This window comes from Desulfofundulus thermocisternus DSM 10259, assembly GCF_000686645.1.
Lineage (GTDB): Bacteria > Bacillota > Desulfotomaculia > Desulfotomaculales > Desulfovirgulaceae > Desulfofundulus > Desulfofundulus australicus.
This window is the reverse complement of record NZ_JMLG01000001.1, coordinates 249907-276683: the sequence shown is the minus strand read 5'-3', so window position 1 is coordinate 276683 and position 26777 is coordinate 249907. Positions and strand designations below refer to the sequence as shown.

The following is a 26777-nucleotide window of genomic DNA, read 5'->3' as shown; positions in this document are numbered from 1 at the left end:
TAAAGTTAATGATATATTTTATTTATAGACTTTTTAATTATCGGAAAGGGGTTGTGGCTATGAAAGTAACAGAGATGGTTAACTGGAATTACGAACGAAGGTGTCAGAAGGCGGTACAGGCTTTAAATAAGAACGGTTTTACGGCTGTTTTCTGCCCCACCAGGGAGGAGGCGGCCAGCTATATTTTACAGGAAGCCCGGGACGCCCGGACCATCGGCCTGGGTGGTTCCATGACCATAACCGAGCTGGGGGTTTTGGACAAGCTGGCAGGGATGGGGAAAGAATTGCTCATTCACGGGAAGCCCGGCCTTAGTGCCGAGGAAAGCCTGCAAATTATGCGCCGCCAGTTAACCAGCGACCTGTTTCTTTCGGGTACCAACGCCCTTACCCTGTCCGGCTGGCTGGTGAATATTGACATGACGGGTAACAGGGTGGGAGCAATGTTTTTTGGGCCTAAAAAAGTTATTGTGGTGGCCGGGCGAAATAAAATCGTTGAAGATTTGGAGGAAGCAGTAAAACGAATAAAGAGATTTGCTGCTCCCCCCAATGCCATGCGCTTGAAAAAGAACACTCCCTGTGCGAAAACAGGTTTTTGTCAGGACTGCAATTCACCCGACCGCATTTGCCGCGTAATGACTGTAATTGAGAAAAAGCCCAGGTTAACAGATCTGCATGTGCTGGTGGTTAACGAGGATCTGGGGCTTTAAGGCAGGTGAGGGATGTTGCACCTGCCCTTTTGCTTTGGGAACTCCACCATTACGGGTCTTTTTAGCAGGGTATATTTCATGCTAAACTAAAGGCAAAGCTTAATGTTGCAAAGGGGGGATGGTCAGTGCCTGCCAACCTGACTCCCCAGTATCATGCTGCCGAAGAAGCTTTCCGTAACGCCACTACCATAGAGGAAAAAATTGCCGCCCTGGAGGAAATGCTGGCTGTAATTCCCAAGCACAAGGGTACAGAAAAACTTCATGCCGACCTCAAACGCCGGCTCGCCCGCCTGCGGGAGGAGGGGCAGAAGAAAACCAGTGCCGGGAGGCACGATCCCTTTCATGTTGAAAAACAGGGAGCCGGACAGGTGGCCCTGGTAGGTTATCCCAACAGCGGCAAATCAGCTCTGGTGGGGGCTTTAACCAGGGCCAAAGTAAAGGTGGCGGACTACCCGTTTACCACCACCCTGCCCTTTAGCGGTATGATGCCATACGAGGAAATTTATATCCAGCTGGTGGACACCCCGCCCCTTACCGCCGAGGGATTCCCCCCGGGGCTGGCCGGTTTGCTGCGTAACGCCGATGCCCTGCTGCTGGTGATTGATAGTTGTGCCGGTGACTGCCTGGAACAGCTGGAAAATTCCCTGCGGCTGTTAAACGAACGCAAGATTATCCGCAACGAAATTCCCCCGGGGGTCAGGGCCATACCGCCGCACCGCCTGATCATCGCGGCTAATAAAGCCGAACTGCCCCAGGGGAAGGAAAATCTTATGCTTTTGCGTGAATTACTACCCGCCGATCTGGAGGTTATGCCGGTTTCTGCCGCAACAGGTCTCAACCTGGAGCAGCTTAAAACCAGGTTGTTTGCAGTGCTGGAGGTCATTCGTGTTTTTACCAGGGCTCCGGGTAAAGCTCCGGATCTGACCCGTCCCTTCATTTTGCCCCGCGGCAGCACCGTTTTAAATTTAGCAGAAAGTATTCATAAAGATTTCTTAAAGACCCTGCGCGGGGCCCGTATCTGGGGGTCGGCTCGTTTTCCCGGGCAGAATGTGCCCAAGGAATATATCCTGCACGACAGGGACATTGTGGAGTTGCTGGTTTAAAAGTAATGAGGGAGCAGTTTGCCCGGATCGCCCGGGAAAAAGGACGCTTATAAGGGTCAGGCATTACATAGGGAATTCCGGCAGGGGGGAAGATGATGTCCTGTTTAAAGCTGGTTATGGTTCAATTTCCCAGGGACAGGGCAAACCTCGAGCAGAATATTTCTCAAATGCACGGGTTTCTGGGCAAAATTGACGGGGACGCAGATGTGGTTCTCTTACCGGAAGACTGGCTGGGGGCGGTGGTGGTCGACTGGGATGAATACCGGGAAATAGTTTTTGAATTGTACCGGAAGGCTTTCCTTTCCCGGAACAGGGCCGGGCAGGGAGCCCCGAAGGGAGGGCAGGTTGTGGGCGGTTCACCCCCCGGTCCTTTGCTTGTATCCGGGGCCCAGTATGTAAAGGCGGAAGGAGGTATTTTTTCCCGGGGCATGATCGTGGGCGGTGAATTGCCCGACCCTGTTTTTTATGAAAAACACTTTCCTTCCCGGGCTATTGGCGAAAGGAACTATGTGCGGCCGGGCAGCGCCCTGCCCCTGATTCGGCACCGGGACATACCTCTCGGTGCCGTGGTATGTGTGGATATCATGTACCCGGAAATAGTACGTAACCTGGCCTTGAGGGGAGCGCTGTTAATCTTGAACCCGGCCAATATTCCGGCCGCCCGGATGTCCCTGTGGAAGAGCGTGGGCCTGACCCGGGCCTGCGAGAATACCGTTTTTGTAGCCATGGCCAATAATACCGCCACCAGCTATCCCGACGGACGTGAGGTGCTGGGGGAGAGTTTTGTGGCTTATCCCGACGGGTATGACCTGCTGTCCTGTGGCCATGAACCGGGGATATATTCTTTTGAGCTGGATCTGTCCCGGGTGGAAAGGGTGCGCCGGAGATGGCCCTATCTTGAGGATATAAGGTCAAAAATTTGCCCCAAATATTACGGTGGGGAGCAATAAATTCAACAAGTTTCCCTCCGCATTGTTCAGCAGGTAATTTCCACACGGCAGTTGCAGCTTTATTTAACCCGGCAGATAACAGCGGTTAAAGACTATGTGCAGACCGGGGTGCACGCTATTTTGAGGAGTACCAGAAATATGCCGGTTTGGCACGCAACCTGCTCCAGGAATTAGAACCAGTCGCCGTGGAGTCGGGTCACACCAGTGAAAGTGGCCTGGTGGCATCCAGCCAGCAGGTTACCGGTACGATTCAGGAACTGGCTACAGCTGCCCGGGAACTGGCCCGTATTTCTGCCGAATTAAAAGAGATTGCCACCAGTTATAAAGTTTAGTTTGTATGGTTTTGGCCTGCCGGGACATGATAATAGTGAAGGGGGGTTTTGGGTGTACGACCTGATCATTATCGGAATGGGACCGGCAGGGTTGACTGCAGCGGTCTATGCTGCCCGTAAAAAACTGTCCACTCTCCTGGTGGGAAAGCATTACGGGGGTCAGATGGCCTGGGCGTCGGGAGTGGAAAACTATATCGGGTTCCAGTACATTACCGGTGCCGAGCTGCTTTCCAGGTTTGAAGAGCATGTGGCCCGGTACCCTGTGGAGAGGTTGGAAGCTGAGGTTATTAAATTATCCCGTGAAAACGGGCACTTTTCCATCCGTACTGCCGGCGGGGATGTTTTTCAGTCCCGTACCGTAATTGTGGGTTCCGGAAAGTCTCCCCGGAGATTAAATGCGCCCGGGGAAAAAGAGTTAACGGGCCGCGGGGTAAGTTATTGTGCGGTTTGTGATGCTCCCCTTTTTGCCGACATGGATGTGGCGGTTGTGGGTGGAGGTAATTCGGCCCTGACGGCAGCTTACGATTTAATCAAGATTGCCCGCCGGGTTTATATAATCTCCCTGGAAGAATGGACGGCTGATCCCGTTATCATCGACAAAGTAAAAAATGCCACCAATTTAACCAGGCTGGTGGGGTACGAAACGGTACGCATTGAAGGAAGTGAGAGGGTAACGGGTATCATACTGCGCTCCCTGGATGGCCGGAAAAAAGAGATGAAGCTCGATGTGCAGGGGGTGTTTATTGAAATTGGTACCGTACCCAACACGAACTTTGTTGGGGAGTTGCTGGAGCTGAACGAAAAGGGGGAGATCAGGGTTGACTGCGATTGCAGCACTTCCGTACCCGGCGTCTATGCAGCCGGGGATGTAACCAGCATCCCCGAAAAGCAAATTATTGTTGCAGCCGGGGAAGGGGCCAAGGCTGCCCTGGGAGCTTACCGCTATTTGCTGGAGCAAAAGCAGTAAAACCTGCAACCTGTGGTAAATTGAAGGTCTTGATTTTTTGTTCTGATTGTTTAAATAACTGATCAAATCTAACCGGATCATAAAAATATTGACACCCGGCTTTTGACAAGTGTAAAATGGGGAAAAAAGGTGAAAATTGTTGGCACAGGCTGGCTGATACCGTTCAGCCAGAATCAAAGGGGATCCGGAAAGCCTGATGACCAGGGGGGTCTTTTTTTTTGGTAACAACCCGGTGTCCAAAAATAGCAACAAAAAAATTTTTCTTTTTGTCGATTTTTTGAAAGGATTTTAGATGGTAAAAGTCGAAATAATTTCATACAAATTACTTTTCAGAAAACAAGGAGGTGAAAGCTTTAAGTTAAAGAAGGTGAACTGGTTGAAAAATCGACAGGCGGGCAGGGTTTAAGGTGATGTATGGAAAAGGAGGAGGACAGTGAGAAAATACAGGTTATCTCTGGTACTGCTCAGTGTATTGCTGGTGGTTATGCTGGTAGCTGGCTGTGGTGGCAATGCCGGTGCCCCTGGTGGGAGCAGCAGTGGAGGGGCGCAGGGTGATACCATTAAAATTGGGTTCATGGGCGCTTTAACGGGGAATGAGGCCAGTTACGGCATAGAGACCTTAAAAGGCATGAAAATGGCCGCTGAAGACTTGAACAAAGCGGGCGGCGTGCTGGGTAAAAAGATTGAAATTGTGGAGTCAGACCACGGCAGCAAGCAAACCGAGGCAGCTTCCGTGGTACAGAAGATGATCAGCAAGGACCGGGTGGTGGCCATTGTAGGCGATCCCACCACCGGCAAGACCAAACTGGCGGCTCCCATTTGCCAGCAGAATAAAGTGGTCCTTCTCTCTGCCGGTGCGGTAGGACCGGGTGTGGTTGAATTTGGAGATTATATTTTCCGGGATACCCTTCTGGATGCGGTGGCTGCTCCGGCGGTAACCAAATATCTGGTTAATGAACTGGGTTGGAAGAAAGTGGCCATCGTTACTTCTACCAACAATGACTATAGTGTGGGCCTGACCAAAATTTTTGAAGAGGCCCTGGCCGCAAATAATGCCCAGATAGTTGACCGGGAAAGCATTCAGGATGGGGACCAGGATTTCAGCGCGCAGGTGACCCGGATCAAGCAGGCCAAACCCGACGGCATTATTTTTACCGGCTACTATACCGAGGGTGGCCTGTTTATGAAGGAAGTGCGCAAGCAGGGACTGGATCTGAAGATGGCCGGTGGCGACGGCCTGCTTTCGCCGGTGCTCTGGAAGCTGGGCGGCGATGCGGTTGAGGGCAGCATGGTATATACCGGTTTTGCCGCCGATCCTGAAAATGCTGCTCCCCAGACCAAGGAGTTTATCAAGAAATACCAGGCGGCCAATGATAACAAGCTGCCCGATATGTTCTCCGCCCAGGGTTATGATGCGGTGATGCTGCTGGCCAAGGCCATGAAGGAAGCCAACAGCACCGACCCGTCCAAGTTTAAGGATGCCCTGGCTAAAACTAAAGACTACCCGGGTGTTTCCGGAACGCTAACCTTCCTGCCCAACCGGGAGCCCGTGAAGAGCCCGGTATACCTGCTGGAGGTTAAGAACCAGCAGTTCAGCATCAAGGCGGCTCTGCCCACCGAGGCGCCGAAAGCCTGATTTTTGCTTGTAGTTTCCGGTGGAACCGGATGAACCTTTCCGGTTCCACCAGGAATTTATCTTTGGAGGTAGCCATGTTACTGCAACAGATTATTAACGGCCTGACCCTGGGGGCCACCTATGCCTTGATTGCCCTGGGTTACACCATGGTATACGGGATTATCCAGTTAATTAACTTTGCCCATGGTGACATTTATATGATCGGTGCCTTTATCGGGGTGGCGGCGGTAGCCATTTTCCACCAGAATTTTTTCCTCACCCTGGCCACGGCTATGCTCGCCTGTGTGATTCTGGGGGTGACCATTGAGCGGGTAGCCTACCGTCCGTTGCGCCGTGCCCCCCGCCTGAATCTCCTAATTACCACTATCGGGGTGTCCATTTTCCTGGAGACCTTTATGACTGTTCTCAAGGGCCCACAGCCTACCGGTTTTCCCACTGTCTTAAAAAATGTAACCCTGCGGGTGGGAGAACTGGAGTTTTCCAGCATTCAACTGGTTATTTTGCTGGTATCCCTGGTTCTCATGGTAGGGCTGCAAATTATTATTAAATATACCAAAATCGGAAAAGCCATGCGGGCGGCATCTGAGGATTATGATACGGCCAGCCTGATGGGCATCAACATCAACCGGGTTATTTCCTTTACCTTTGCCATTGGCTCCGCCCTGGCGGCGGCAGGGGGGGTGCTGGTTGGGATTTATTTCAACTCCGTATCACCTTATATGGGTGTGACTGCCGGTTTAAAAGCCTTCGTTGCGGCAGTTCTTGGAGGAATCGGTAATATTCCCGGGGCCATGCTGGGCGGCCTGCTCCTGGGCCTGGCCGAGGTTTTTGGTGTGGCCGCAGGTTTTTCCACCTATAAGGATGCCATTGCTTTTACCCTGCTGATTATCATTTTGCTGGTCAGACCCACCGGTTTACTGGGGCGGCCCATCCAGAGGAAGGTGTAGTGTATGGCCCAGTGGTTAGCCAGTGTGATTGACCCTTATTACCAGCAGGTGCTTATGCTGGTGGGGATATATATCATTGCGGCTTTAGGTCTGAACCTGATTACCGGTGTATGCGGACAGCTTACCTTCGGGCATGCCGCTTTTCTGAGTATTGGTGCTTATACGGCGGCAATCCTGACCAGAGATTTCCATATGCCTTTCCTGGCCAGCCTGATCCTGGGCGGCTTGATGGCGGCTTTGTTTGGCGTATTGCTGGGGATTCCTGTCCTCAAGCTTACGGGTGACTACCTGGGTATTGCCACCCTGGGCTTTGGGGAGATTGTGCGGGTAGCTTTTACGAACATGAAAATAACCGGGGGAGCCATTGGATTGGCAGCCATTCCCCGTGCCTCCAACTTAATAAATGTGACCGTTTTTGTTATCCTGGCCGTGGTGGCCATGGTTCTGCTGGAGAATTCCCGTTTTGGCCGGGCATTGAGAGCCATCCGGGAGGATGAAATTGCTGCTGGGGCGATGGGTATAAATACCATGTGGTATAAGATTCAGGCTTTTGGTATCGGCTGTTTTCTGGCCGGGATCAGCGGGGGTTTTTACGCCCACCTGCTGCAATATTTAAACCCCAACGACTTTGGTTTTTTGAAGTCCTTTGAAATTTTGAACTTTGTGGTCCTGGGCGGGCTGGGAAGTATTCCCGGTACCATAGTTGGTACAACCGTACTGACCCTGGCTCCCGAGTTCCTCCGTTTCGTCCAGGAGTACCGGATGATGATTTATGGCTTGCTTCTGGTATTGATGATGATCTTCCGGCCCAATGGCCTGCTGGGTGGTGTTAATTTCCGCCGCCTGTTACGGCGCAGGAAGCAAAAAGCGGCAGCTATAAGTGGTTAAGAAAAGTAAAGTCGAACAGTGCGTTCGACCTATGGCGGGAGGATATATGGCAGCAATACTGGAGTTAAAAGGTTTGAGTATCCGGTTTGGGGGCCTTTGTGCCGTTGACGACGTGAACATGACCATAGAGGAGGGGGAAATCCGGGCCCTGATCGGACCCAACGGGGCAGGGAAAAGTACCATATTCAACCTGGTCACCGGCATTTACCGTCCCACCGGAGGAGAAATATTCTTTTACGGAAAAAAAATTAACGGCCTGCCCCCTCATATCATAACCGCCCGGGGTATTGCCCGTACCTTCCAGAACATTCGTCTTTTTGGCAATCTGACAGTTTTGGAAAATGTGCAAATTGGCAGGCATTGCCGGGGTAGGGCAGGTATATGGGGAGCCCTGTTACCTTTTGGCCGTGTGCGAGCGGAAGAAGCGGGTATTACCGCACGGGCGCGGGAGTTGCTTGAATTTATGGGTTTGGGCGGCAAGGAAGAAGAGCTGGCCAGGAATCTTTCCTACGGTGAGCAAAGGCGGCTGGAAATTGCCCGCGCCCTGGCTACCGATCCCAGGATAATTCTTCTGGATGAGCCGGCAGCCGGGATGAACCCGCAGGAAAAACAGACCCTGGCTGAGATGGTCCGGCGCATTCGGGAAATGGGAATTACCATTTTCCTGGTAGAGCATGATATGAAGTTCGTCATGAGCCTGGCCGACAGGGTGGCCGTACTGGATTACGGTAAAAAGATAGCCGATGGTACTCCCGCCGAAGTGCAGCAGGATCCGGCGGTAATCGAGGCTTACCTGGGGAAGGATGTGTAAAGGTGCTGGAAGTCAAGGAGGTCAGCGTTGCTTACGGCGTAATTGAGGCCTTAAGGAACATATCTTTTACTGTGGGAAAAGGGGAGATCGTGGCGCTAATTGGTGCCAACGGGGCAGGAAAGACCACCACCCTGCGTACCATTTCAGGCCTCCTGCGGGCTAAAAAGGGCCAGATTTTTTATAAAGGCCAGGATATTACCAGGTTGCCTCCATATAAGATTGTGGAACTGGGGCTTACCCAGGTTCCCGAGGGCAGGCGGGTATTCAGCCGCATGACGGTGCTGGAAAACCTGGAGATGGGGGGCTATGTACTGCGCAGTCGTTCCGAGCTGAAGGCGGGGCTGGAGCGGGTTTTTGAGCGATTCCCCCGCCTGGCCGAGCGCAAATACCAGCTGGCCGGGACATTGAGCGGTGGGGAACAGCAGATGCTGGCCATGGGCCGTGCCCTGATGTCACGGCCGGAGCTTTTGCTGCTGGATGAGCCTTCCATGGGACTGGCACCTCTTTTGGTGCGGGAAGTGTTTTCCATTATCCAGGAGATTAATAAAGCGGGTACAACCATTTTGCTGGTGGAGCAAAATGCCCACATGGCCCTCTCCATTGCCCACAGGGCCTACGTCCTGCAAACAGGGGAAATAACCCTGGAAGGCCCGGCTTCGGAGCTTGCACAAAAGCCAGAAGTCAGGAGAGCCTATCTGGGGGAATGATGGGGAGAAGAACTATGTACCTGGAGAAGAGGCTGCTGGTGCGGGATTTTCTGGTCGAGCCGGGTGCGGAGAATGACCTGACCGATTTTATCCCCCAGGGGGAAGAGATCCTGGACCAGCATATATTAAGTGTCATTCCTATCCTGCGGGAGAAAAATATAGCTGTAATGGATTCCAGCGGGGCGGTCACAGGGCTGCTGATTATGGAAAGGGTTGTTGAACGGCTGGTGGATTTCGTGCGGGAAACCGAGGCGGCCCTTACTGCGGTGCTGGGAGTTACCGATGATGTTATCTGTATGATCGACAACCAGGAAAACGTTACCGGTTGGAACCGTAAGGCTGAGTTACTGTACGGCATCAAGGGCCAGGATATTCTGGGGCGTTCCATACACAATTTTTTTACCAATCTGGTGGTTACCAGAGTGTGCCGTGAAGACCGGGAAGTATATGCGGAATATCACCAGCCCCGGCAGGATACCCATGTTTTGATTAACTCGGTACCCATCAGGCGTGATGGAAGGGTGATCGGCGGCGTTTCAGCAGAAAAGGATGTCACAGAAGTAATCCAGCTCAACCGCGCCCTGTCCCGGGCCAGCTACCAGGTGAAGTGCCTGAAAGAAGCCATCCAGAAAAACGAGATTAAACGGGTAGATCCCTTTACCAAGCTCTATGGTCATCATCCCCGCTTGAAGGCTATGGTGGATGTGGCCCGGCGGGCTGCCCCTACTGACGCCACCGTGCTGATCCGAGGGGAAAGCGGTACGGGAAAAGAGATCCTGGCCCGGGCCATTCACGAAGCCAGCGACAGGGCAGGTAAGCCCTTTGTAGTGGTTAATTGCGGTGCCATACCGGCAGAACTCTTTGAAAGCGAAATTTTCGGGTACGAACAGGGTGCCTTTACCGGGGCGGGGCCCCGCGGAAAACCAGGATTGCTGGAAATGGCCAATGAGGGAACAGTTTTTCTGGATGAAATCGGGGAACTGCCCCTCAATCTGCAGGTCAAGCTTTTGCGCGTACTGCAGGAAAGGGTATTCTACCGTGTAGGGGGTTCCCGGCCCGTTAGTGTAAACATCCGCATTATAGCAGCCACCAACCGCCACCTGGAGGACATGGTTTCCAGCGGCGAATTCAGGGAGGATCTTTATTACCGGCTGAATGTAATCAGCATTGAGATGCCCCCTTTAAGGGAGAGGCGTTCCGATATTCCCGAGTTGCTTTACCGCTTTTTGCAGGAATACTGCCAGCTCTATGGCAAGGAAATAAGCAAAGTGGAGCCGGGAGTGGTGGCAGCATTACTTTCCTATTCGTGGCCCGGCAATGTCCGGGAACTGAAAAATACAGTGGAGCGGATGGTAGTGCTGGCTGAGGGTGAGGTAATTACAGAAAAGGATCTTCCCAGGTACCTGCGGGAGCATGCACTGAGCTTCGGTGCTGCTGCCCGGGAATTCCCTCCCGATCTGAACGTAGCCGCCAGGGAAACCGAGAAGGAAATTATTCTCAAAGCACTGAAAGAGGCGGGGGGGAACAGGACCGTCACCGCCCGCCTGCTGGGACTACCCAGGAGTACCCTGTATTATAAAATGAACCGGCTGGGGATTTTAGGCACCAAGAAATCCCTGCCCAAGCATTAGTGATCCCGGGTGAAAGTTTCTTTCCGGGATGAGGAGGAAAAAAGGTTGTATTTGGCAATTTTGCGGTAAATGGTTGCCCGGCTGATACCCAGAGCCCGGGCGGCTTTAATTTTGCCTTTCTCGTTCCAGCCGAAATGATCCAGGGCGCTGATAATGGCCTCCCTTTCCAGCTGTTCCAGGGTGAGCCAGCGGCCTTCCCGGCTGGGAACCGCGGTCATGCGGCTGCTGCCTTCCTGCACGGAGCGGGGCAGGCTGCCCAGATCAATCAGCTCGCCTTCCTCCAGGTTCACGGCATATTCCACAGCGTTGATCAGTTCCCGCACGTTTCCCGGCCAGCTGTAGGCCAGGCAGGCCTTTTCCGCCCGGGGAGTGTAGCCCCGGATTTTCTTGCCCAGGAGGTTGTTATAATGCTCCCGGTAGTATTCCAGGAGCAGCTTGATATCTTCCGGCCTTTCCCGCAGCGGGGGGATGTAGAGGGGGATGACGCTCAGCCGGTAATAAAGATCTTCCCGGAAACGCCCCCGGGCAATCATTTCTTCCAGGTTGCTGTTGGTGGCAGCAATGATACGAATATCCACCGGGATCAGCCGGCTGCCGCCAACGCGTTCCACCTGGCGCTCCTGCAACACCCGCAGCAGCTTGGCCTGCAGGTAGAGGGACATGTTCCCGATTTCGTCCAGGAAAATGGTTCCGTGATTGGCCAGTTCAAACTTGCCCGGTTTACCCCCTTTACGGGCGCCGGTAAAGGCTCCTTCTTCATAGCCAAATAGTTCGCTTTCCAGCAGGGTTTCGGGTATGGCTCCGCAGTTGATGGCCACAAAGGGCTTGTTTCTCCGCGGGCTGGCGGCATGGATGGCCCGGGCAAAAATCTCCTTGCCCGTGCCGCTCTCCCCGGTGATCAGGACGGTGGAGTGGCTGCCGGCAATCTTGGCCGCCCTGGCTTTCAGCTCTTTTATGGCCCGGCTTTCCCCGATGATGTCGTCAAAGGTGAAGACCTTCTGGGCGCTCATGATTTCGTAGGCCAGTTTTTGCGTCTCCTTGAAGTCCCGGGCCGAGGCCACCACTCCCACGGGCCGTCCGTCGCTGCCCATGATGGGCCGGGCCGTGACCAGGAGGTGCAGCCGCCGCCCCCTGGCCTGGACGAAGCATTCCCGGGAGGTAAACCCTCCGGGCTGGCGCAGGGCCGAAAGGAGAGGCAGGCCTGTCAGGTATTTCTCCAGGGGCTGGTGGAGAATCTCCTTTCTGGGAATATTAAACATCCGCTCTGCCGAGAGGTTGAAGTGGGTCACTATCCCGTCGCCGTTGATGGCGATGACCCCTTCATCCACCGCGTCCATGACCGCGTTCACCTGGCTGGCCATGATCATTTTTTCGTTTATGGCTTCGATTTCCAGCACTTTGGCCGCCACCAGGTCGGCCATGCGACCAATGAATTCCATCAGCGATTCGGTACGGGAGCAGAGGGTGATTTTCTGTTCCTCGCTGAAGGCAATGAGGCTGATGGTGCCGATGACAGTTTGCCCGGCAATGATGGGGTAAACGATGGATGCTTTATAAAAACAGCTTCCCGTGAGCGGGCAGGACATGCAGATGGGATGATAGCCCGCTTCTTTGATAAAAATGGGCTGGCTGGTCCTGAGCACGTGCTTGTTGACCAGCCCCCGCAGGAGGCGGGAGCCCACGTCGTTGCGCACCTTGCCCGTGCCGGCCACCCGCACCAGGTCGAGGTCGATTACCTCGACCTCGACCCCCAGGGCGGCGGCAATGGCTTCGGCAACCCGCTGGCAGTCTTCTTTTACCTGATCCAGCCTGGACACGGGTTCTCACATCCATTTGCTATAATATGGTAGCCGGATTAAAAACGCTCGGAAATGGACCTGGCCTGCATGAATAATTTCAGGTAGTCCCTCCCGCCGGCCTTGGAATTGGTACCGGACATTTTGAATCCGCCGAAGGGCTGTACTCCCACCAGTGCGCCCGTGCACTTGCGGTTGAAGTACAGGTTGCCCACATGAAACTCCCGGCGGGCTTTTTCCAGGTGAGCCCGGTTGCGGGAATACACTCCTCCGGTCAGGCCGTATTCAGTGTCATTGGCAATGGCGATGGCTTCATCAAAGGTTCTGGCCTGGATAACCGCCAGCACCGGCCCGAATATTTCTTCCTGGGCGATGCGGGCGTGTGGTGCTACGCCGGCAAATACCGTCGGCTGAATAAAGTAACCCACGCTGCTGTCTCCCTGCCCGCCGGTGAGCAGGTGGCCTTCTTCACGACCAATCCGGATGTAACTCATGATTTTGTTAAATGAGGCTTCGTCAATAACCGGGCCCACATCTGTACCGTAATCTTCGGCAGGCCCTGTTTTTAGTTGAGCTACCTTTTCGGCCAGTTTATCCAGCACAGGCCGGTAGGCATCGCCCACCACAATGAGCCGGGAACAGGCGGAACATTTCTGGCCGGAAAAACCGTAGGCCGAGGTAATTACGCCGGCCACAGCATCATCCAGGTCGCAGTCCTCATCTATAATAATAGCATCCTTGCCGCCCATTTCGGCCGCTACTCTCTTAATCCATTTCTGACCGGGGGCAATTTGAGCGGCCAGGCTGTTAATGTGCAGGCCCACATCTTTTGAACCGGTGAAATTGATGAAATGAATCAGGGGATGTCCTACCAGGAAGTCACCGATTTCACTGCCGCTGCCGGGCAGGAAATTAATTACTCCGGGGGGCAGTCCGGCTTCCTGCATGATCTCCATAAACTTATAGGCAATTACCGGAGTATTGCTGGCCGGCTTTAAAACCACCGTGTTCCCCGCCACCACCGGCCCTACCGTGGTGCCGGTAAGAATAGCCAGGGGGAAATTCCAGGGCGGGATGATGACTCCCACGCCTAAAGGCAAATATTCCAGGGTATTTTCTTCACCGGGGTAGGGGGTAACCGGCTGGGGTTGGGCCAGGCGGATCATTTCCCGGCCGTAAAACTCCAGGAAATCAATGGCCTCGGCGGTATCGGCATCAGCCTCCACCCAGTTTTTGCCTGCTTCCAGCACCATCCAGGCTGAAAGCTCATGTTTTCTTTTACGCATAATAGCTGCGGCTTTGAAGAGGTAACGTGCCCTGGCTTCGGGAGGGACCTGCCGCCAGCTCAGGAAAGTTTCTGCGGCTGTTTCTACTGCCCGCTGAGCCAGTGCCCTGTCAGCCCGCGATACCTTTCCCACGACCTCGCTGTGGCGGGGGGGGTTATATGATATTATTTTTTCTTCCGTATAAATTTGCTCCCCTCCAATAATTAGAGGATATTCCCTGCCCAGGCTGTTTCTGACTTTCTGCAGGGCTTCCTTCATTTTGCTACGGTTCTCTTCCCGGGTAAAATCGGTTAAAGGCTCGTTGGAAAAAGGTTTGAGCATTTTTTTCACTCCTTAAAATTCTTTAAAGTAAGTTTGACGGGATGGGATTTTCCGGTTACCTGGTCAATCAAACCACTGACGGTTCCACGAAAAGCTCACCGGTGGTAAAACGGGACAGGCTGAACATGTCTACGGGTAAAGTGGTGGGCAGACCCAGGATAACTTCCGCCATCAACTGGCCGGTCATGGGAGCAATCATGAAACCATGGCCGGAAAAGCCTGCGGCAACGTAAAATCCCGGTACTCCGGGTACCTCGCCCAGCACCGGCTGCCGGTCGGGGCTCATATCGTAGACGCCGGCCCATTGTCTGACCACCCGTACGTTTTTCAGTACGGGTAGCAGCCAGACCGCTTTCCGGGCCATTTGGGTAAGAAACTGCCAGCTGGAACGGACGTTGTATTCCTTGGGTTCGTTGGGGTCTCCCAGGCCCATAATAAAGCTGCCGTGGGGCGTCTGCTGGCAGTAAAGGTTGTGGTAAAAACTCATGACCATGGGCCCCAGGACTTGTTCCACCGGTTCAGTTACCAGGATCTGGTGTCTTTCCGGCACTATGGGCAGATCCACCCCCACCATGCGGCCAATTTCAGCCGCATGACCGCCCGCGGCATTTACTACCACCGGAGCCTGGAAGGTTCCCCGGTTGGTGATAACCGTTTTCAAAGAACCTTCAATTTTAATATCCCGGACTTCCGTATAAGTGTGTATTTTCACTCCCAGGCGTCTGGCCGCCCGGGCGTAAGCATCGGTTACCTTGAAGGGGTTGGCATGACCATCTTTGGGGCAGAAGGTGGCTCCCAGGAGACCCTCGGTATTTAAAAAGGGTACTATTTCCCGGGCTTCCCGGGGCGTTACCCAGCGGGCATCGATGCCCAGGCTTTTCTGCAGGGCCAGGTTTTTCTTAAACTGTTCTTCCATTTTGGGGGTATAGGCCAGGAGCAGATAACCCTCCTGTTTGATTTCAATCCCTTCGGGGTAGTCCAGCTCTTCAGCCAGGTGCTCCAGCCTGGCGATGGCGTACTTGGCTAAAAGGCAGTTGGTTTTGGTACCCCACTGATGGCGAAAACCGGCACCGCAGCGTCCCGTGGCGCCGGAGGTGAGGTAGGCCCGCTCAAGTACTGCCACGTCCCGCATCCCCCGTTCTGCCAGATGATAGGCAATGGAACAGCCGGTAACTCCACCGCCAATGATAATTACTTCATGCCTGTTCATCCGGGACACCTCCCCGGGCCAGGGTGCCCAGTTTTAAGGGTACAACCGGGGGACGGAATGTGGGCAGGGCCAGTTCAGCCGGATTCTGCCCGGTCATCCGGGCTATTTCACCGGCAATCAGAGGCCGGCAGGTACGCCCCTGACATGGCCCCATACCACAGCGCTTGAGCCGTTTTATTTCATCCAGGGTGCGGGCCCCTTCGGCAATGGCTTTGCGGATCTCTTCCAGAGTTACATCTTCGCAGCGGCAGATAATCGTCTTATCTTCCATAATTTTCACTCCTGGAATGTAAAAATCGAGGCCTGTCGCCAAGCAGAAATATAACGAGTCCTGAAAAAGGTTTATTTGATGGCGAAGTGCCGTACTTCCATGGCCAGATCTTTGGGTACGGCCAGCCAGATAACTGCGGTTTTATCCATCTTTTCCGTCTTTACTACTTTAACCACCCGTGCCCGGCATACTTTTTCTCCCGCCCGGTTCACTCCGGCCACTTCCTGGCCTTCTTCGGGGAGAGGGAGGAATTCGTAAGGCAATTTGATCAGAGCTTCATTTTCGCCGTAGGTCAGATCTACGACAAACAGGGCCAGTCCGGGGCAGCGGGTGATACATTGACCACAGCCGTTACATTTCTCATAATCTACCTGCGGTATTTCGTTAATATCCTTAAAGGGGCCAATGGCCTGCCGGGGACAGGCATGGCTGCAGGGATCGCAGGGAATGGGTTGGAAACATTCCGCTATAACCACCGGTCTCCTGGCCAGCCGTTCCGGCGGGGGTATCTTTTGGGCCAGGTCCTCCGGTGTGGGGACGCCATCGACGGCCAGCACGGTCTTCACCTCCAGTACCTAACCTATCATTGCTCTGCTCAGCCCGCTGCGGATCTTTTCGCCTACGGGACCTGAACGCAGGCTGTCCAGTTGCTGCTGTAACTCTGCGCGCCGGGCCTCATATCCTGTCTGGTTGTAGCCCAGGCTGTATGCGGCGTGCAGTCCGGCCAGGGCACCTTCCATCATTGCTGCCGAGGCCTCCTCAACACCTGCTGCATCGCCGGCCACATATACTCCCGGTACAGTGGTTTGCAGGCTGGCATCGCGGAGCGGCACGTGTCCTCCCAGCTGGGGGACGTAAACCAGCCTGCACCCGGCCTGGGCCAGCAGTTCCACCAGAGGGGACAGGCCTACGGAAAGGCAAATGGTATCCACAACAAGGTCTTTTTCCGTTCCAGGTACAGGCTGCCCCTGTTCATCAATCTGCCAGATGACAGCACCTTCCACCTGCCGCGTCCCGTAGGCTCTCCCGATGGTATGGCTGGTATAGATGGGTACTCCCGCCCGCCGTACTTTGGCCGCATGAACCCAGTAGGCGCCGATTTTCGGTGCAGCCTCCACTATGGCGGCTACCTCCATGCCGGCCTGCAGCAGCTGGTAGGTGACAATAACTCCGATGTTACCGGCACCCACCATAAGGACCCTCTTGCCGGGCAGGACGCCGTAAACGTTGACCAGCGTCTGGACCGCACCGGCACCGTAAATACCCGGCAGGTCATTGTTGGGAAAGGCCAGGGTTTTTTCTGCTGCTCCCGTGGCTACTATTATCCGGGCGGGTTTTATAAAAAAGATCTTCCCTTCCCGTTCCACTCCCAGAACTCCATCTTCATAAAAACCAAAAACGGTGGCACCGGTCAGAGCTTCAATGTGGGGATGGGACATTACCTGGCCGGTAAGTTCAGCGGCGATGTTGATCCCTCGCTCCGAGGCCCTGTGGCTTTGTGAACCGAAGAAGCGGTGGGTTTGCTTGATCAGCTGGCCTCCGAGCCGGTCCTGGCGGTCCAGGAGGGTTACCCGGGCACCGGCATTTGCTGCCTCCAGGGCGGCGCAAAGCCCGGCAGGTCCGCCGCCAATAACCGCAATCTCAACAAAACTAATTTCCTGGCGCATAGATTACTCCCTTTCCTTTCTGGCTTTCCACAACCATGCCCGGGCGCAGCTTTTCCACGCATATGCGCACGTTGGGCTCCCCATTTACCGTCATGAGACAGGAGGAACAATTCCCTATGGCACAGAAAAGTCCCCGGGGGCGGTGGAGTACAGGGCTTTCCCGCATGATCCTGATGCCGGCTGCGTGCAGGGCTGCAGCGATGGTTTCTCCTTCGTAACCTTCATACTCTTGACCATCAAAGGTAAACTTTACTTTCTTGCCCCGTTTAAATTCCAGAATCGGATGCTGTTCTATACGCATACCAGACCCCCATTTCAATTTGCGAAGGTTCCCTGAACATTGACGGTAATTTTGCAGTTATAGGTTTGTAACGCAAAATAAATACCAGGTGTGGCCGGCTACAATGCCCCCTTGATAGCTGGAGAAGGTTTATGCTAATGTTTATTATGTTTAATTAATTAGACATCATGATTAGACAACTGGACATCTACAGCTGGACACATGGATGGCAGGCAAAGCATGGCTGGCCGGGTTGCGTCACGGGAAAGGTGAAATCAATAACAGAAATCAGTAACATTGAAGAACCAGGGGCAGGAAAGTAGAGTTTTGTCGAGAATATTATCTTAGCTGCCCATTACCGGAAGAAGGTGCACTGTTGATGGAAGATCGCTATCAAAGGGAGATAAACTACCTGCGGGTTTCCGTTACCGACCGCTGTAACCTTCGCTGCCGTTACTGTATGCCCCCCCAGGGTGTATCTGTTGTACCCCGGAGGGAAATTCTAAGCCTGGAGGAAATTACCCGGGTGGTTGAGGCGGCAACTGAAGTAGGAGTTAAAAAGGTGCGCCTTACCGGAGGGGAGCCTCTGGTGCGCCGCGGGATAACGGAACTTGTACGGAAACTGGCCGGTATACCGGAAATTGATGATGTGGCCCTTACCACCAATGGTATCCTGCTTGCTGGAAAAGCCGAACAGTTAAAAGCTGCAGGTCTTTGCCGGGTTAATATCAGCCTGGATACGTTGAAACCCGAACGTTTCAGTTTTATTACCCGGGGAGGCTCACTGGAGGCAGTGTGGCGGGGAATTGAGAAGTCCCTGGAAATCGGGCTTCATCCGGTAAAGCTGAACGCCGTGGTCGTGCGCGGCTTTAATGACGATGAAATTTGTGACCTGGCCCGGCTTTCTATAAAACACCCCCTGCACGTACGCTTTATAGAATTGATGCCCTTTGGAACAGCAGCCGGCTTTTCCAGGGAGGGCTATGTTCCTGCTGCAGAAATCAGAAGCCTGATTGAGAAGGAACTGGGCCAGTTGCAGGAAGTACGCAAGCTGGCAGGTAGCGGGCCGGCGCGTTATTACCGCCTGCCGGGTGCGCCGGGGACCATTGGGTTTATCAGTGCGGTGAGCGATCACTTTTGCGGGCGCTGTAACCGCCTGCGCCTGACTGCCACCGGTGCGTTGAGGCCCTGTCTGTTTTCTGAACATGAAATTGATCTCAAAGGCCCCCTGCGCCGGGGTGCTACCCGGGATGAACTGGCCGGGCTGATAGCCCGGGCCATTCAGGACAAGCCCGGCTGGCACAGGCTGGGTCAGGAAAATTTTCGCACCAGGAAAAACATGTCTCAAATTGGTGGATAGGAGCTGGTTGTAAGTCATGGGGGACATGTGTTTGAGCCACTTTGACTCCCGGGGCCGGGCCCGTATGGTGGATATAAGCAAGAAGGAAGATTCCATCCGGGAGGCTGTAGCCCGGGGAGAAGTGATCATGAGCCCGAAAACTTTAAATATCATTGCCGGAGGCACTGCGGCTAAAGGAGATGTCCTGGGGGTGGCCCGGCTGGCCGGGATCATGGCTGCGAAAAAGACGCAGGAACTCATACCGCTAACCCATCTTATTTCTTTGACCAGCGTAGCTGTTGATTTTCGCCTCCAGCCTCCCGCCCGGGTGGAAATCCAGGCCCGGGTGCGGACTGTGGGTAAGACCGGGGCGGAAATGGAGGCGCTTACAGCCGTAAGTGTAGCTGCTTTAACCATCTATGACATGTGCAAAGCCGTGGACCGGTCCATGGTTATTCAGAACATCCGCCTGATCAGTAAAAGTGGCGGTAAAAGCGGTGAATTCTGGCGGGAAGGGGAAGAAAAATGGGAGTAATTGTGGCAGTATGCACCAGTTCGGAAAAAGGAACGCGTAAGAAGAATGTTGGTTCAGGAATGCTGGTGGCCGGCCACGGCCTGGAAGGGGATGCCCATGCCGGCCCCTGGCATCGCCAGGTGAGCCTCCTGGCGATGGAAAGCATAGAGAAAATGCGCCGGCGGGGCCTGGATGTCAAGCCCGGGGATTTTGCCGAAAATATTACCACTGAGGGGATAGACCTGGCCAGCCTGCCCGTAGGTACCCTCCTGGCCATCGGTCCCCAGGCCGTTGGAGAAGTAACCCAGATCGGTAAGGAGTGTCATTCGGCCTGCGAGATTCGCCGGCTGACCGGTGATTGTATAATGCCCCGGGAGGGTATTTTTGTACGCATCCTCTCCGGTGGCCCGGTAAAGGTGGGGGACCGGATAGAGGTTCTCAAACCGGGGAGCAACTGCGGAAGGTGAAGGGCATGTCCGTTCCCCCTGGAATATGCATTGTTGGGAGTTCCGGTACGGGTAAAACTACCTTTCTGGAAAAGCTGATTGGGGAGCTTGAGCGGCGCGGTTTCCGGGTGGGAACCATCAAGCACCACCACGGTGATTTTGAAATGGATAAGCCGGGCAAGGATACCTGGCGCCATGCCCGGGCCGGTGCCCGGTCGGTATGTATTTCCTCTCCCCGGAAATTTGCCCTCATCCGCCAGGTGGAGGCGGAACTATCTCTGCAGGAGATAGTTCCGCTGCTTGGTCCGGTAGATATTGTTCTCGCTGAAGGATACAAGAAGGGCGACTGGCCCCAGATCGAGGTGTGTCCACCCGGTGAAACTGCTGCCCGGGTGGGGAGAAAAGACCGGTTAATTGCCCTGGTTGGTGATGGTACCGCTCAGGATGAACTTCCCTGTTTTGGCAGAGAAGATGTGGGGATGGTAGCGGATTTTATTATTGATTTCCTGGGTCTGAATTAGCCTTGGGAAGGGTGATAATTATGGCCGTGGCGGAAGTAAGCATTGTACCCGTCGGTACCGGCGATACCAGCTTGAGTGCTTATGTCGCCCGGTGCCTGGAGGTTTTGAAAGATGAAAAGAGTATCCGTTATCAGCTCACCCCCATGGGGACTATTATCGAAGGAGACCTGGATGTCCTCCTGGCGGTGATTCGCCGGATGCATGAAGTGCCATTCGGCCGGGGAGTTACCCGGGTGGTAACTACGATTCGCATTGACGACCGGCGGGATAAAGAACTGACCATGGCAGGTAAAGTGGCGGCGGTGGAAGAAAAAATTAAATAAGTTGAGTTGCCGGAGGGGTGGGGTTGAAATATTTCCTGGATTTAATCGGTGACCTGGAGAGGGAGGATATTGCACCGGTTTATTTATTTTACGGTCAGGAGTCATTTTTACATGAGAAAGCTGTGCAGAGATTCCGGGAAAAGTTATTAAAACCTCCAGCGGGGGAATTTAACCTTGATATTATGGATGGCGAAGAGGTTTCCGGGGAGGATATTGTAATGCGGGCGCAAACACCGCCTTTTATGGCCGGATGGCGCCTGGTTGTGGTCCGCCATGCCCCATTTTTTACCGGTTCTTCTTCCAGCAGTAAGAAAGCAGGAGGATCTTCCCGGGCTGCGGGAAACCCTTTGCTGGCATACCTGCAGAAACCCACTCCCACTACCTGCCTGATATTCACCACTACCCATCCAGTAGATAAAAAGGGGCCTTTTTTCAGGTCCCTTAAAAGTACCGGCCGGGCAGTGGAATTTACCTATTTAAAAAAAAGGGATCTGGTCCGCTGGCTGGAAAAGCAGGCGCGCCTGGCCCATAAGACTATTACCCCGGCTGCTGCCAGTTTACTGGTAGAGAGGATGGGACCTGGTCTTTCGGTTTTAAGCCAGGAAATGGCCAAGTTGATTTCCTATACCGGTTCCAGGGAAACTATTCTGGAGGAGGACATCTATGAGCTCACCGTTCCTCTCCTGGAGGAGAATATCTTTAACGTTGTCGATGCCATTGGGGGAAGGCGGGTTGGAGCGGCGCTGGAGGGCATCCGGAAACTGATGCAGCAGGGCCAGCCGGGTCCGGTGATCCTGGCCATGATAGCGCGTCAGTTCCGGCTCATCCTGCAGGTTCTGGAATTAAAAGACATTAGCCGGTCTTCCCGGGAACTGGCGGCAAAACTGGAGTTACCTCTTTTTGTCGCCCAAAAGCTTCTGGCTCAATCCGAAAACTTTTCCAGGAAACAGGTTGTACAAGTGCTGGAGAAGCTTTTAGATCTGGACCGGGCGGTAAAAAAAGGCAGGGTGGATTTTTACCCGGCCATAGAAATGTTCCTGCTGGAGATGGGGGCAGGGGAATAATAAAAAATTAAAAAACCACCGCTCCATGCCGGGGTGGTTTTTTTTATGCTTATTTAAAAAATAAACACACCTAGCTTACCAGCCGGTTGAAACGCTTGGCCAGGCGGGATTTTTTACGGGCAGCAGTGTTTTTATGTAGGATACCCTTTGTTACCGCCTTGTCAATTGCCCTCAGCGCACGGCGTAAAAGTTCCCTGGTTTCCTCCACACTGGCACCGGCCGCGAGAGCGCGCTCAAATTTTTTAATGGTGGTGCGCAGGGCCGATTTCAGCTGCCTGTTCCGGAGGGTGCGCTTGCGGATAACCTTCATTCTCTTTAAAGCCGACTTTGTATTGGGCACCTCTTCAGTCACCTCCCAACAGCCCCCATTTTACCACGGGCTCATAAAAATTGCAAGGGTAACTGGTATAGCCTGTCGTTTTTTTGTTAAAGCTATGAAGCAGAAAAAGGAGGTGATTACCATGACGCAGTGGTTGGGTGTAATTGTAAGATTTATCGTCTCCGCGCTGGTGCTCATAGTTGTGAGCTGGCTGTCCCCGGGTTTTGTGGTGCGCGGAGGATTTGTGGGGGCACTGATTGCTGCGGTGGTTATTGCCGTGCTGGGCTACATTGTAGAGGCCCTGCTGGGTGACCGGGTTTCACCCCAAAGCCGCGGAATTGTGGGATTTATAACGGCAGCAGTGGTAATCTACGTGGCCCAGTTTATCATTCCCAACCTGCTTAGCGTTAATTTGCTGGGCGCGTTGATTGCTGCCTTCATTATCGGACTTATCGATGCGGTGGTGCCCACGGTTTTACGTTAAAGCAGCCGGGCACTTCGATTGCTGTGAAGGTGTTTTTTCATAAAGACCCCCTTCCGGACATAAAATGGTACAGGCTTATCCGGGAGGGGATTTTTGTGTATCTCTACAGCTACCGGCACCGCTGGTTATGGGGCAGGCTCTATAGCTTTCTGTTTTTGGCTGGTATTATTTTTATATTCTTTGCTCTGATTACAGGGATGGGAGTATTGTTTTTCCGCTCAGGGGGGCAGGTATTATTTCCCCGGGATCCGCGGTTAATCCTGCAGGCCGCTCTCCCTCTGTACACTGCCGGTGTGGAAGATGGGAAGGATTTTTCGGGTCCGCTATCCGGCTGGTGGCCGGAGCTGGGCGGAGGTGCCCTCCTTCCCTGGAAAGATTCCCGGGCTATGCTTCGTTCCCAGCTTTCCCTGCTGGCTTATCTGCCGGTAAAGCAGGAAGGAAAGGTTAATCCGCCGGAACCTGCTTCAAAACAGGCTGCCGGTGCACCTTTGAACTCTTCCGGAAAATACCTGGTGGCCATTTACCACACCCATACCGGAGAATGTTACAGCCTGACGGATGGCGTGGCCAGGCTTGATGGGAAAGAGGGGAGTGTAGTGCAGGTAGGAGAAATTATACGCCAGGAACTGGAAGAAAGATACGGCCTGCCGACCCTGCACATAAAAAAAATTCACGACCAGAAGTATAACTTATCATATATGGAATCCGAAAAAACGGTGCGGGAAGTGCTGCAGGAAGAGCCCCAGCTGGAAGTGCTCCTGGATATACACCGGGATGCCGGAAAGCCCCGCCGGGACTGCCTGGTAAGGGTTCAGGGAAAGGAAGTGGCGCCCATCCTGTTTGTCGTCGGTTCCGACGCCAGGGCGCCCTTCCCCGGCTGGCGGCAGAATGAACAGTTTGCCAGGCAACTGGCTGCAGCCCTGAATAAAAAATACCCCGGCTTGTGCCAGGGGGTACGGGTTAAAGAGGGGCGATATAACCAGTTTCTTCATCCCCGGGCGCTGCTGGTGGAAATTGGGAGTACCAACAACACCACTGCGGAGGCAGTGGCCTCGGCCCGGTTGTTTGCCGAAGTTTTGGGAGAAGAGGTACAAAAGCTGGCGAGAAACGGGGCTGCTCAACCGGGTGAGCAGTAATAGGGCTACTTACTCCCCGCCGCTCAGCTTGCGTGCGAAGGTGAGAAATCCGGTGTGGCCTACCATGCGATGCTGGGGCCTGACCGCACGGCCTTCCACGTGCCATTGCCGGAGCATTACTTCCAGGGTCTCAATTAAACCAAAAGAACCTGATTTTTGCAGGACGGTGGTAAGGGTACGGGCCTGAACAATGGAAGGCAGGTAGGAACACAAAATGCCGCCGGGAATCAGGGCGCTGTCCGCAATCCTGACTGCCTTCCACGGTTCCGGCACGTCCAGGAGTAGCCGGTCATAGCCCGTTTCCCCGGTAGCTTCGTAAATATCCCCCAGCTTGAGTTCGAGATGGGAGGGTACGGTGCCGAAATATGTTTTTATGTTTTCCGTGGCACAGTCAAGCATGTCCTGGCGGAGATCATAAGCTACCACTTTGCCGGTCGCTCCCACCTGCCTTAACACTGCTATCAGCAGCGCTCCGCTTCCGACCCCTCCCAGAAGCACCCGATCTCCAGGCCCTATATCCGTCCAGACCATGATGATACCCAGGTCTTTGGGGTATATGATGCCGCTCTTGCGCGGCATTTTTAGTATGTAATTGGAAACAGTTGGGTAAAATACGTAGAGTTTTTTCCCTCCGGAAGTCCTGACCATACTGCCCGGTTCCAGGCCCAGAACTTCATCATGATCAATGTAACCCCAGTAGGTATTCAGGCGTTTCCCCGGGGTAAGGCGCTGTAATAATTGAAAACGTTCGTCGGCAAAGACAACCAGTTCTCCTTCTGCAAGCGGCATGGTAACACTCCTTCCAGCAGATATCTCTTTCTAGCTTAAAGGCCCGTATTTCCTCTTTAAGCATTTACATTATATTTTACCATTATAATACCTGCAGAAAAGGTCTTCTTCCTTACCGACCGTTCTGCCGGATTTAGAAAACCCTGCCAGCTTTCCCCACAAACCTGGTTGGCCGGCAACCTTCCCTGTATAAAAAGTAAATTAAATGCTCAATAATGGAACACAGGGAGTGAGATCAGGAGTATGAGCTGGTGGAGGACGGTTATTGTTTTGGGAATTTTCCTGGGTCTGGTGGTTTCCGGCCTGGAGGTGGTGCTGGCAGGGTATAACCAGTTTCTTCTACCCCCGGATCCCCTCCGGCTGGAGCAACTGGCCAGGGCATTTGGTGATCACCTGCAGGAGCTGGTAGAACTGGTTGCCCGGTATTCTTCGGACTTCAAGTGGTAAGTCCGGAATAAGAATTCTTTTCACCTCCGGTGATTGATGTTATAATAAGTCTCTGAGAGATTTGAGGATGGTGATTGCGGGCATGGGGAGAGAACGCATCCGTAATTTTTGCATCATTGCCCACATTGATCACGGTAAGTCCACCCTGGCCGACAGGCTTTTAGAATACACGGGAGCTCTCAGCCCGCGGGAGATGACCGACCAGGTTCTGGACCAGATGGATCTGGAGCGGGAGAGGGGCATTACCATTAAGCTGCAGGCAGTGCGGCTGTCTTACCGGGCCGAAGACGGGATTGAATACCAGTTGAACTTAATCGATACTCCCGGGCATGTGGACTTTAGTTATGAAGTTTCCCGCAGCCTGGCGGCCTGCGAGGGAGCGCTGCTGGTGGTGGATGCGGCCCAGGGAATCGAGGCCCAAACCCTGGCCAACGTGTACCTGGCCATCGAAAACGATCTGGAAATTATCCCGGTGATTAATAAAATTGACCTGCCTGCGGCTGATCCCGAGCGAGTGAAACAGGAAATCGAAGATGTGATCGGGCTGGATGCTTCCGGGGCCATTTTGGTTTCAGCCAAGTTTGGAACCGGAGTAAAGGAGCTTTTGGAGGCCATTGTGCAGCGTATCCCACCTCCCAGGGGTAATCCCGCTGCTCCTTTAAAAGCTCTTATTTTTGATTCCCATTATGACCCCTACAAGGGGGTTATTGCCTATGTGCGTGTGGTAGATGGTCGCCTGGAAGAGGGTATGCACATAAAGATGATGTCCACCGGAAAGGAATTTGAGGTCAGCGAGGTAGGCATCTTCAGGCCAGCCATGACTCCCACGGGACGGCTGGACGCAGGTCAGGTGGGATATGTGGCCGCGGGCATAAAAAATGTAAGGGATACCCGGGTGGGCGACACCATCACCGATGCTGCCCGTCCGGCGGAAAAGCCCTTGCCCGGTTACCGTAAGGTAACGCCCATGGTTTATTGCGGCCTTTATCCCGTGGATGCGGTGGACTACGGTGCTCTGCGGGACGCCCTGGAAAAGTTGAAGTTGAACGATGCCTCCCTGGTTTATGAGCCGGAAACCTCCGAGGCCCTGGGTTTTGGTTTTCGCTGCGGTTTCCTGGGATTGCTGCACATGGAAATTATCCAGGAGCGGCTGGAGCGGGAATACGGCCTGAATTTAATTACCACCGCACCCAACGTGGTCTACAGAGTTGTTACCACTTCGGGGGAAGAGCTTTACATCGACAACCCGACCAGAATTCCGCCAGCGGGGAAGTTGGCCCGGATGGAGGAACCATTTGTTACTGCCACCATCATGGTGCCTAAAGAGTATGTGGGACCGGTAATGGACCTGGCCCAGGAACGCCGGGGTACTTTTAAAACCATGGAGTACCTGGGGGAAAACCGGGTCATGCTCGTCTACGACCTGCCCCTGGCCGAGATTATATTTGATTTTTTTGACCAGCTGAAATCCCGTACCCGGGGTTATGCTTCCCTGGATTATGAACTGGCGGGTTACAGGGAAAGCGATCTGGTAAAGCTGGATATCTTGATCAATGGTGAGCCGGTGGATGCGCTGACCTGTATTGTTCACCGGGACAAGGCCTATCACCGTGGACGGCAGCTGGTTGAAAAGCTGCGCAGCTTGATTCCCCGGCAGTTGTTTGATGTACCCGTTCAGGCAGCCATCGGTAGCCGTGTAATTGCCCGTGAGACCATCAAGGCCAGGCGCAAGGATGTGCTGGCTAAATGTTACGGCGGTGACGTTACCCGTAAGCGCAAGCTCCTGGAAAAACAAAAGGAAGGCAAAAAACGAATGAAACAGGTAGGCAGCGTGGAAATTCCTCAAGAGGCCTTTATGGCTGTGTTGAGCATAGAAGATAAATGA

30 protein-coding genes are annotated in these 26777 nt (G+C 53.7%); 21 read left to right on the top strand and 9 right to left on the bottom strand.

The window, feature by feature from the left end; genetic code table 11:
* Positions 1-59: 59 nt before the first annotated feature.
* The 11 genes from BR83_RS0101490 (at position 60) to BR83_RS0101435 (ending at position 10679) form a co-directional block, all read left to right on the top strand.
* Entirely contained in the window at positions 60-707 is a 648-nt protein-coding gene (locus tag BR83_RS0101490; protein WP_027355595.1) for a lactate utilization protein, read from the top strand.
* Between the two features lie 125 nt (positions 708-832).
* Positions 833-1810 carry a GTPase gene (locus BR83_RS0101485; protein ID WP_027355594.1) on the top strand — a complete coding sequence of 326 codons (978 nt, stop codon included), beginning with the start codon at positions 833-835 and terminating at the stop codon, positions 1808-1810.
* A 95-nt stretch (positions 1811-1905) separates the two neighbouring features.
* Positions 1906-2760, top strand: coding sequence for a carbon-nitrogen hydrolase family protein (locus tag BR83_RS16255; RefSeq protein ID WP_051617718.1), 855 nt, complete (start codon positions 1906-1908; stop codon positions 2758-2760).
* A 146-nt stretch (positions 2761-2906) separates the two neighbouring features.
* The gene (locus BR83_RS0101475; RefSeq protein ID WP_027355593.1) at positions 2907-3092 is read left to right on the top strand and encodes a hypothetical protein; all 186 of its coding nucleotides are present in this window, start codon (positions 2907-2909) and stop codon (positions 3090-3092) included.
* A gap of 52 nt (positions 3093-3144) precedes the next feature.
* Complete coding sequence (locus BR83_RS0101470) at positions 3145-4059, top strand: NAD(P)/FAD-dependent oxidoreductase (RefSeq protein WP_027355592.1); 915 nt, start codon at positions 3145-3147, stop codon at positions 4057-4059.
* A 433-nt stretch (positions 4060-4492) separates the two neighbouring features.
* Positions 4493-5695: an ABC transporter substrate-binding protein gene (locus BR83_RS0101460; RefSeq protein ID WP_027355591.1), complete on the top strand. Its 1203-nt coding sequence runs from the start codon at positions 4493-4495 to the stop codon at positions 5693-5695.
* Between the two features lie 74 nt (positions 5696-5769).
* The gene (locus tag BR83_RS0101455) at positions 5770-6642 is read left to right on the top strand and encodes a branched-chain amino acid ABC transporter permease (protein WP_027355590.1); all 873 of its coding nucleotides are present in this window, start codon (positions 5770-5772) and stop codon (positions 6640-6642) included.
* 3 nt (positions 6643-6645) lie between these two features.
* Positions 6646-7530: a branched-chain amino acid ABC transporter permease gene (locus tag BR83_RS0101450; RefSeq protein ID WP_027355589.1), complete on the top strand. Its 885-nt coding sequence runs from the start codon at positions 6646-6648 to the stop codon at positions 7528-7530.
* A gap of 46 nt (positions 7531-7576) precedes the next feature.
* Positions 7577-8341, top strand: a complete 765-nt coding sequence (locus tag BR83_RS0101445) for an ABC transporter ATP-binding protein (protein ID WP_027355588.1) — start codon at positions 7577-7579, stop codon at positions 8339-8341.
* A 2-nt stretch (positions 8342-8343) separates the two neighbouring features.
* On the top strand, positions 8344-9048 hold the full coding sequence (locus tag BR83_RS0101440) for an ABC transporter ATP-binding protein (RefSeq protein ID WP_027355587.1): 705 nt from the start codon (positions 8344-8346) through the stop codon (positions 9046-9048).
* Positions 9049-9062: 14 nt separating this feature from the next.
* The gene (locus BR83_RS0101435; protein WP_027355586.1) at positions 9063-10679 is read left to right on the top strand and encodes a sigma-54 interaction domain-containing protein; all 1617 of its coding nucleotides are present in this window, start codon (positions 9063-9065) and stop codon (positions 10677-10679) included.
* Here the strand turns inward: BR83_RS0101435 and BR83_RS0101430 are convergent.
* From BR83_RS0101430 to BR83_RS0101400, 7 genes are all read right to left on the bottom strand, one after another.
* Positions 10676-12496 (bottom strand): sigma-54-dependent Fis family transcriptional regulator, encoded by a 1821-nt coding sequence (locus BR83_RS0101430; RefSeq protein ID WP_027355585.1) that lies wholly within the window; start codon positions 12494-12496, stop codon positions 10676-10678. The two genes, BR83_RS0101435 and BR83_RS0101430, sit on opposite strands and share 4 nt — an antisense overlap.
* A gap of 38 nt (positions 12497-12534) precedes the next feature.
* Complete coding sequence (gene pruA, locus BR83_RS0101425; protein ID WP_027355584.1) at positions 12535-14082, bottom strand: L-glutamate gamma-semialdehyde dehydrogenase; 1548 nt, start codon at positions 14080-14082, stop codon at positions 12535-12537.
* A gap of 67 nt (positions 14083-14149) precedes the next feature.
* Entirely contained in the window at positions 14150-15292 is a 1143-nt protein-coding gene (locus BR83_RS0101420) for an NAD(P)/FAD-dependent oxidoreductase (RefSeq protein ID WP_027355583.1), read from the bottom strand.
* Positions 15279-15563 carry a (2Fe-2S)-binding protein gene (locus tag BR83_RS0101415; protein ID WP_027355582.1) on the bottom strand — a complete coding sequence of 95 codons (285 nt, stop codon included), beginning with the start codon at positions 15561-15563 and terminating at the stop codon, positions 15279-15281. The genes BR83_RS0101420 and BR83_RS0101415 overlap by 14 nt, the downstream gene beginning before the upstream one ends.
* Before the next feature lie 71 nt (positions 15564-15634).
* Complete coding sequence (locus tag BR83_RS0101410; RefSeq protein ID WP_027355581.1) at positions 15635-16120, bottom strand: 4Fe-4S binding protein; 486 nt, start codon at positions 16118-16120, stop codon at positions 15635-15637.
* Positions 16121-16138: 18 nt separating this feature from the next.
* Positions 16139-17230: an NAD(P)/FAD-dependent oxidoreductase gene (locus BR83_RS0101405; protein WP_034634194.1), complete on the bottom strand. Its 1092-nt coding sequence runs from the start codon at positions 17228-17230 to the stop codon at positions 16139-16141.
* The gene (locus BR83_RS0101400; RefSeq protein ID WP_027355579.1) at positions 17214-17531 is read right to left on the bottom strand and encodes a (2Fe-2S)-binding protein; all 318 of its coding nucleotides are present in this window, start codon (positions 17529-17531) and stop codon (positions 17214-17216) included. The genes BR83_RS0101405 and BR83_RS0101400 overlap by 17 nt, the downstream gene beginning before the upstream one ends.
* 358 nt (positions 17532-17889) lie before the next feature.
* On the opposite strand from BR83_RS0101400, the gene moaA reads away from it, so the two are divergent.
* The 6 genes from moaA to holA are packed head-to-tail and all read left to right on the top strand — an operon-like array spanning position 17890 to position 21717.
* Positions 17890-18870 carry a GTP 3',8-cyclase MoaA gene (gene moaA, locus BR83_RS0101395; protein ID WP_027355578.1) on the top strand — a complete coding sequence of 327 codons (981 nt, stop codon included), beginning with the start codon at positions 17890-17892 and terminating at the stop codon, positions 18868-18870.
* A 25-nt stretch (positions 18871-18895) separates the two neighbouring features.
* A complete protein-coding gene (gene moaC, locus BR83_RS0101390) occupies positions 18896-19384 on the top strand; it encodes a cyclic pyranopterin monophosphate synthase MoaC (protein ID WP_034634271.1) in 489 nt (162 codons plus the stop codon).
* Positions 19375-19830 (top strand): MOSC domain-containing protein, encoded by a 456-nt coding sequence (locus BR83_RS0101385; RefSeq protein ID WP_027355576.1) that lies wholly within the window; start codon positions 19375-19377, stop codon positions 19828-19830. The genes moaC and BR83_RS0101385 overlap by 10 nt, the downstream gene beginning before the upstream one ends.
* 5 nt (positions 19831-19835) lie before the next feature.
* The gene (gene mobB, locus BR83_RS0101380) at positions 19836-20330 is read left to right on the top strand and encodes a molybdopterin-guanine dinucleotide biosynthesis protein B (protein WP_027355575.1); all 495 of its coding nucleotides are present in this window, start codon (positions 19836-19838) and stop codon (positions 20328-20330) included.
* 20 nt (positions 20331-20350) lie between these two features.
* Complete coding sequence (locus BR83_RS0101375) at positions 20351-20653, top strand: MTH1187 family thiamine-binding protein (protein WP_027355574.1); 303 nt, start codon at positions 20351-20353, stop codon at positions 20651-20653.
* Between the two features lie 23 nt (positions 20654-20676).
* A complete protein-coding gene (holA, locus tag BR83_RS0101370) occupies positions 20677-21717 on the top strand; it encodes a DNA polymerase III subunit delta (protein ID WP_027355573.1) in 1041 nt (346 codons plus the stop codon).
* Between the two features lie 70 nt (positions 21718-21787).
* Here holA and rpsT read toward each other — a convergent pair whose 3' ends face one another.
* Entirely contained in the window at positions 21788-22057 is a 270-nt protein-coding gene (gene rpsT / locus BR83_RS0101365; RefSeq protein WP_027355572.1) for a 30S ribosomal protein S20, read from the bottom strand.
* A 121-nt stretch (positions 22058-22178) separates the two neighbouring features.
* On the opposite strand from rpsT, the gene BR83_RS0101360 reads away from it, so the two are divergent.
* Complete coding sequence (locus BR83_RS0101360; protein ID WP_027355571.1) at positions 22179-22520, top strand: phage holin family protein; 342 nt, start codon at positions 22179-22181, stop codon at positions 22518-22520.
* A gap of 95 nt (positions 22521-22615) precedes the next feature.
* Positions 22616-23656 carry a stage II sporulation protein P gene (gene spoIIP, locus BR83_RS16250; RefSeq protein ID WP_157832939.1) on the top strand — a complete coding sequence of 347 codons (1041 nt, stop codon included), beginning with the start codon at positions 22616-22618 and terminating at the stop codon, positions 23654-23656.
* A 9-nt stretch (positions 23657-23665) separates the two neighbouring features.
* On the opposite strand, the gene BR83_RS0101350 is transcribed toward spoIIP, so the two are convergent.
* On the bottom strand, positions 23666-24445 hold the full coding sequence (locus tag BR83_RS0101350) for a tRNA (adenine-N1)-methyltransferase (protein WP_027355570.1): 780 nt from the start codon (positions 24443-24445) through the stop codon (positions 23666-23668).
* 243 nt (positions 24446-24688) lie between these two features.
* On the opposite strand from BR83_RS0101350, the gene BR83_RS17055 reads away from it, so the two are divergent.
* Together BR83_RS17055 and lepA are read left to right on the top strand one after the other, a co-directional pair.
* Positions 24689-24892 carry a hypothetical protein gene (locus tag BR83_RS17055; RefSeq protein WP_157832938.1) on the top strand — a complete coding sequence of 68 codons (204 nt, stop codon included), beginning with the start codon at positions 24689-24691 and terminating at the stop codon, positions 24890-24892.
* An 82-nt stretch (positions 24893-24974) separates the two neighbouring features.
* A complete protein-coding gene (gene lepA / locus BR83_RS0101335; protein ID WP_027355569.1) occupies positions 24975-26777 on the top strand; it encodes a translation elongation factor 4 in 1803 nt (600 codons plus the stop codon).

Excerpts from the sequence above, each read along its gene's own strand:
- BR83_RS0101450 (WP_027355589.1), top strand. The coding sequence starts at position 6,646 with ATGGCCCAGTGGTTAGCCAGTGTGATTGACCCTTATTACCAGCAGGTG.
- BR83_RS16255 (WP_051617718.1), top strand. The coding sequence starts at position 1,906 with ATGTCCTGTTTAAAGCTGGTTATGGTTCAATTTCCCAGGGACAGGGCA.
- pruA (WP_027355584.1), bottom strand. The coding sequence starts at position 14,082 with ATGCTCAAACCTTTTTCCAACGAGCCTTTAACCGATTTTACCCGGGAA.
- lepA (WP_027355569.1), top strand. The coding sequence starts at position 24,975 with ATGGGGAGAGAACGCATCCGTAATTTTTGCATCATTGCCCACATTGAT.
- moaC (WP_034634271.1), top strand. The coding sequence starts at position 18,896 with ATGTGTTTGAGCCACTTTGACTCCCGGGGCCGGGCCCGTATGGTGGAT.
- BR83_RS0101420 (WP_027355583.1), bottom strand. The coding sequence starts at position 15,292 with ATGAACAGGCATGAAGTAATTATCATTGGCGGTGGAGTTACCGGCTGT.
- BR83_RS0101360 (WP_027355571.1), top strand. The coding sequence starts at position 22,179 with ATGACGCAGTGGTTGGGTGTAATTGTAAGATTTATCGTCTCCGCGCTG.
- BR83_RS0101415 (WP_027355582.1), bottom strand. The coding sequence starts at position 15,563 with ATGGAAGATAAGACGATTATCTGCCGCTGCGAAGATGTAACTCTGGAA.
- BR83_RS0101405 (WP_034634194.1), bottom strand. The coding sequence starts at position 17,230 with ATGCGCCAGGAAATTAGTTTTGTTGAGATTGCGGTTATTGGCGGCGGA.
- BR83_RS0101350 (WP_027355570.1), bottom strand. The coding sequence starts at position 24,445 with ATGCCGCTTGCAGAAGGAGAACTGGTTGTCTTTGCCGACGAACGTTTT.
- BR83_RS0101490 (WP_027355595.1), top strand. The coding sequence starts at position 60 with ATGAAAGTAACAGAGATGGTTAACTGGAATTACGAACGAAGGTGTCAG.
- BR83_RS0101385 (WP_027355576.1), top strand. The coding sequence starts at position 19,375 with ATGGGAGTAATTGTGGCAGTATGCACCAGTTCGGAAAAAGGAACGCGT.
- BR83_RS0101435 (WP_027355586.1), top strand. The coding sequence starts at position 9,063 with ATGTACCTGGAGAAGAGGCTGCTGGTGCGGGATTTTCTGGTCGAGCCG.
- mobB (WP_027355575.1), top strand. The coding sequence starts at position 19,836 with ATGTCCGTTCCCCCTGGAATATGCATTGTTGGGAGTTCCGGTACGGGT.
- BR83_RS17055 (WP_157832938.1), top strand. The coding sequence starts at position 24,689 with ATGAGCTGGTGGAGGACGGTTATTGTTTTGGGAATTTTCCTGGGTCTG.
- BR83_RS0101455 (WP_027355590.1), top strand. The coding sequence starts at position 5,770 with ATGTTACTGCAACAGATTATTAACGGCCTGACCCTGGGGGCCACCTAT.
- BR83_RS0101445 (WP_027355588.1), top strand. The coding sequence starts at position 7,577 with ATGGCAGCAATACTGGAGTTAAAAGGTTTGAGTATCCGGTTTGGGGGC.
- moaA (WP_027355578.1), top strand. The coding sequence starts at position 17,890 with ATGGAAGATCGCTATCAAAGGGAGATAAACTACCTGCGGGTTTCCGTT.
- BR83_RS0101375 (WP_027355574.1), top strand. The coding sequence starts at position 20,351 with ATGGCCGTGGCGGAAGTAAGCATTGTACCCGTCGGTACCGGCGATACC.
- BR83_RS0101400 (WP_027355579.1), bottom strand. The coding sequence starts at position 17,531 with ATGCGTATAGAACAGCATCCGATTCTGGAATTTAAACGGGGCAAGAAA.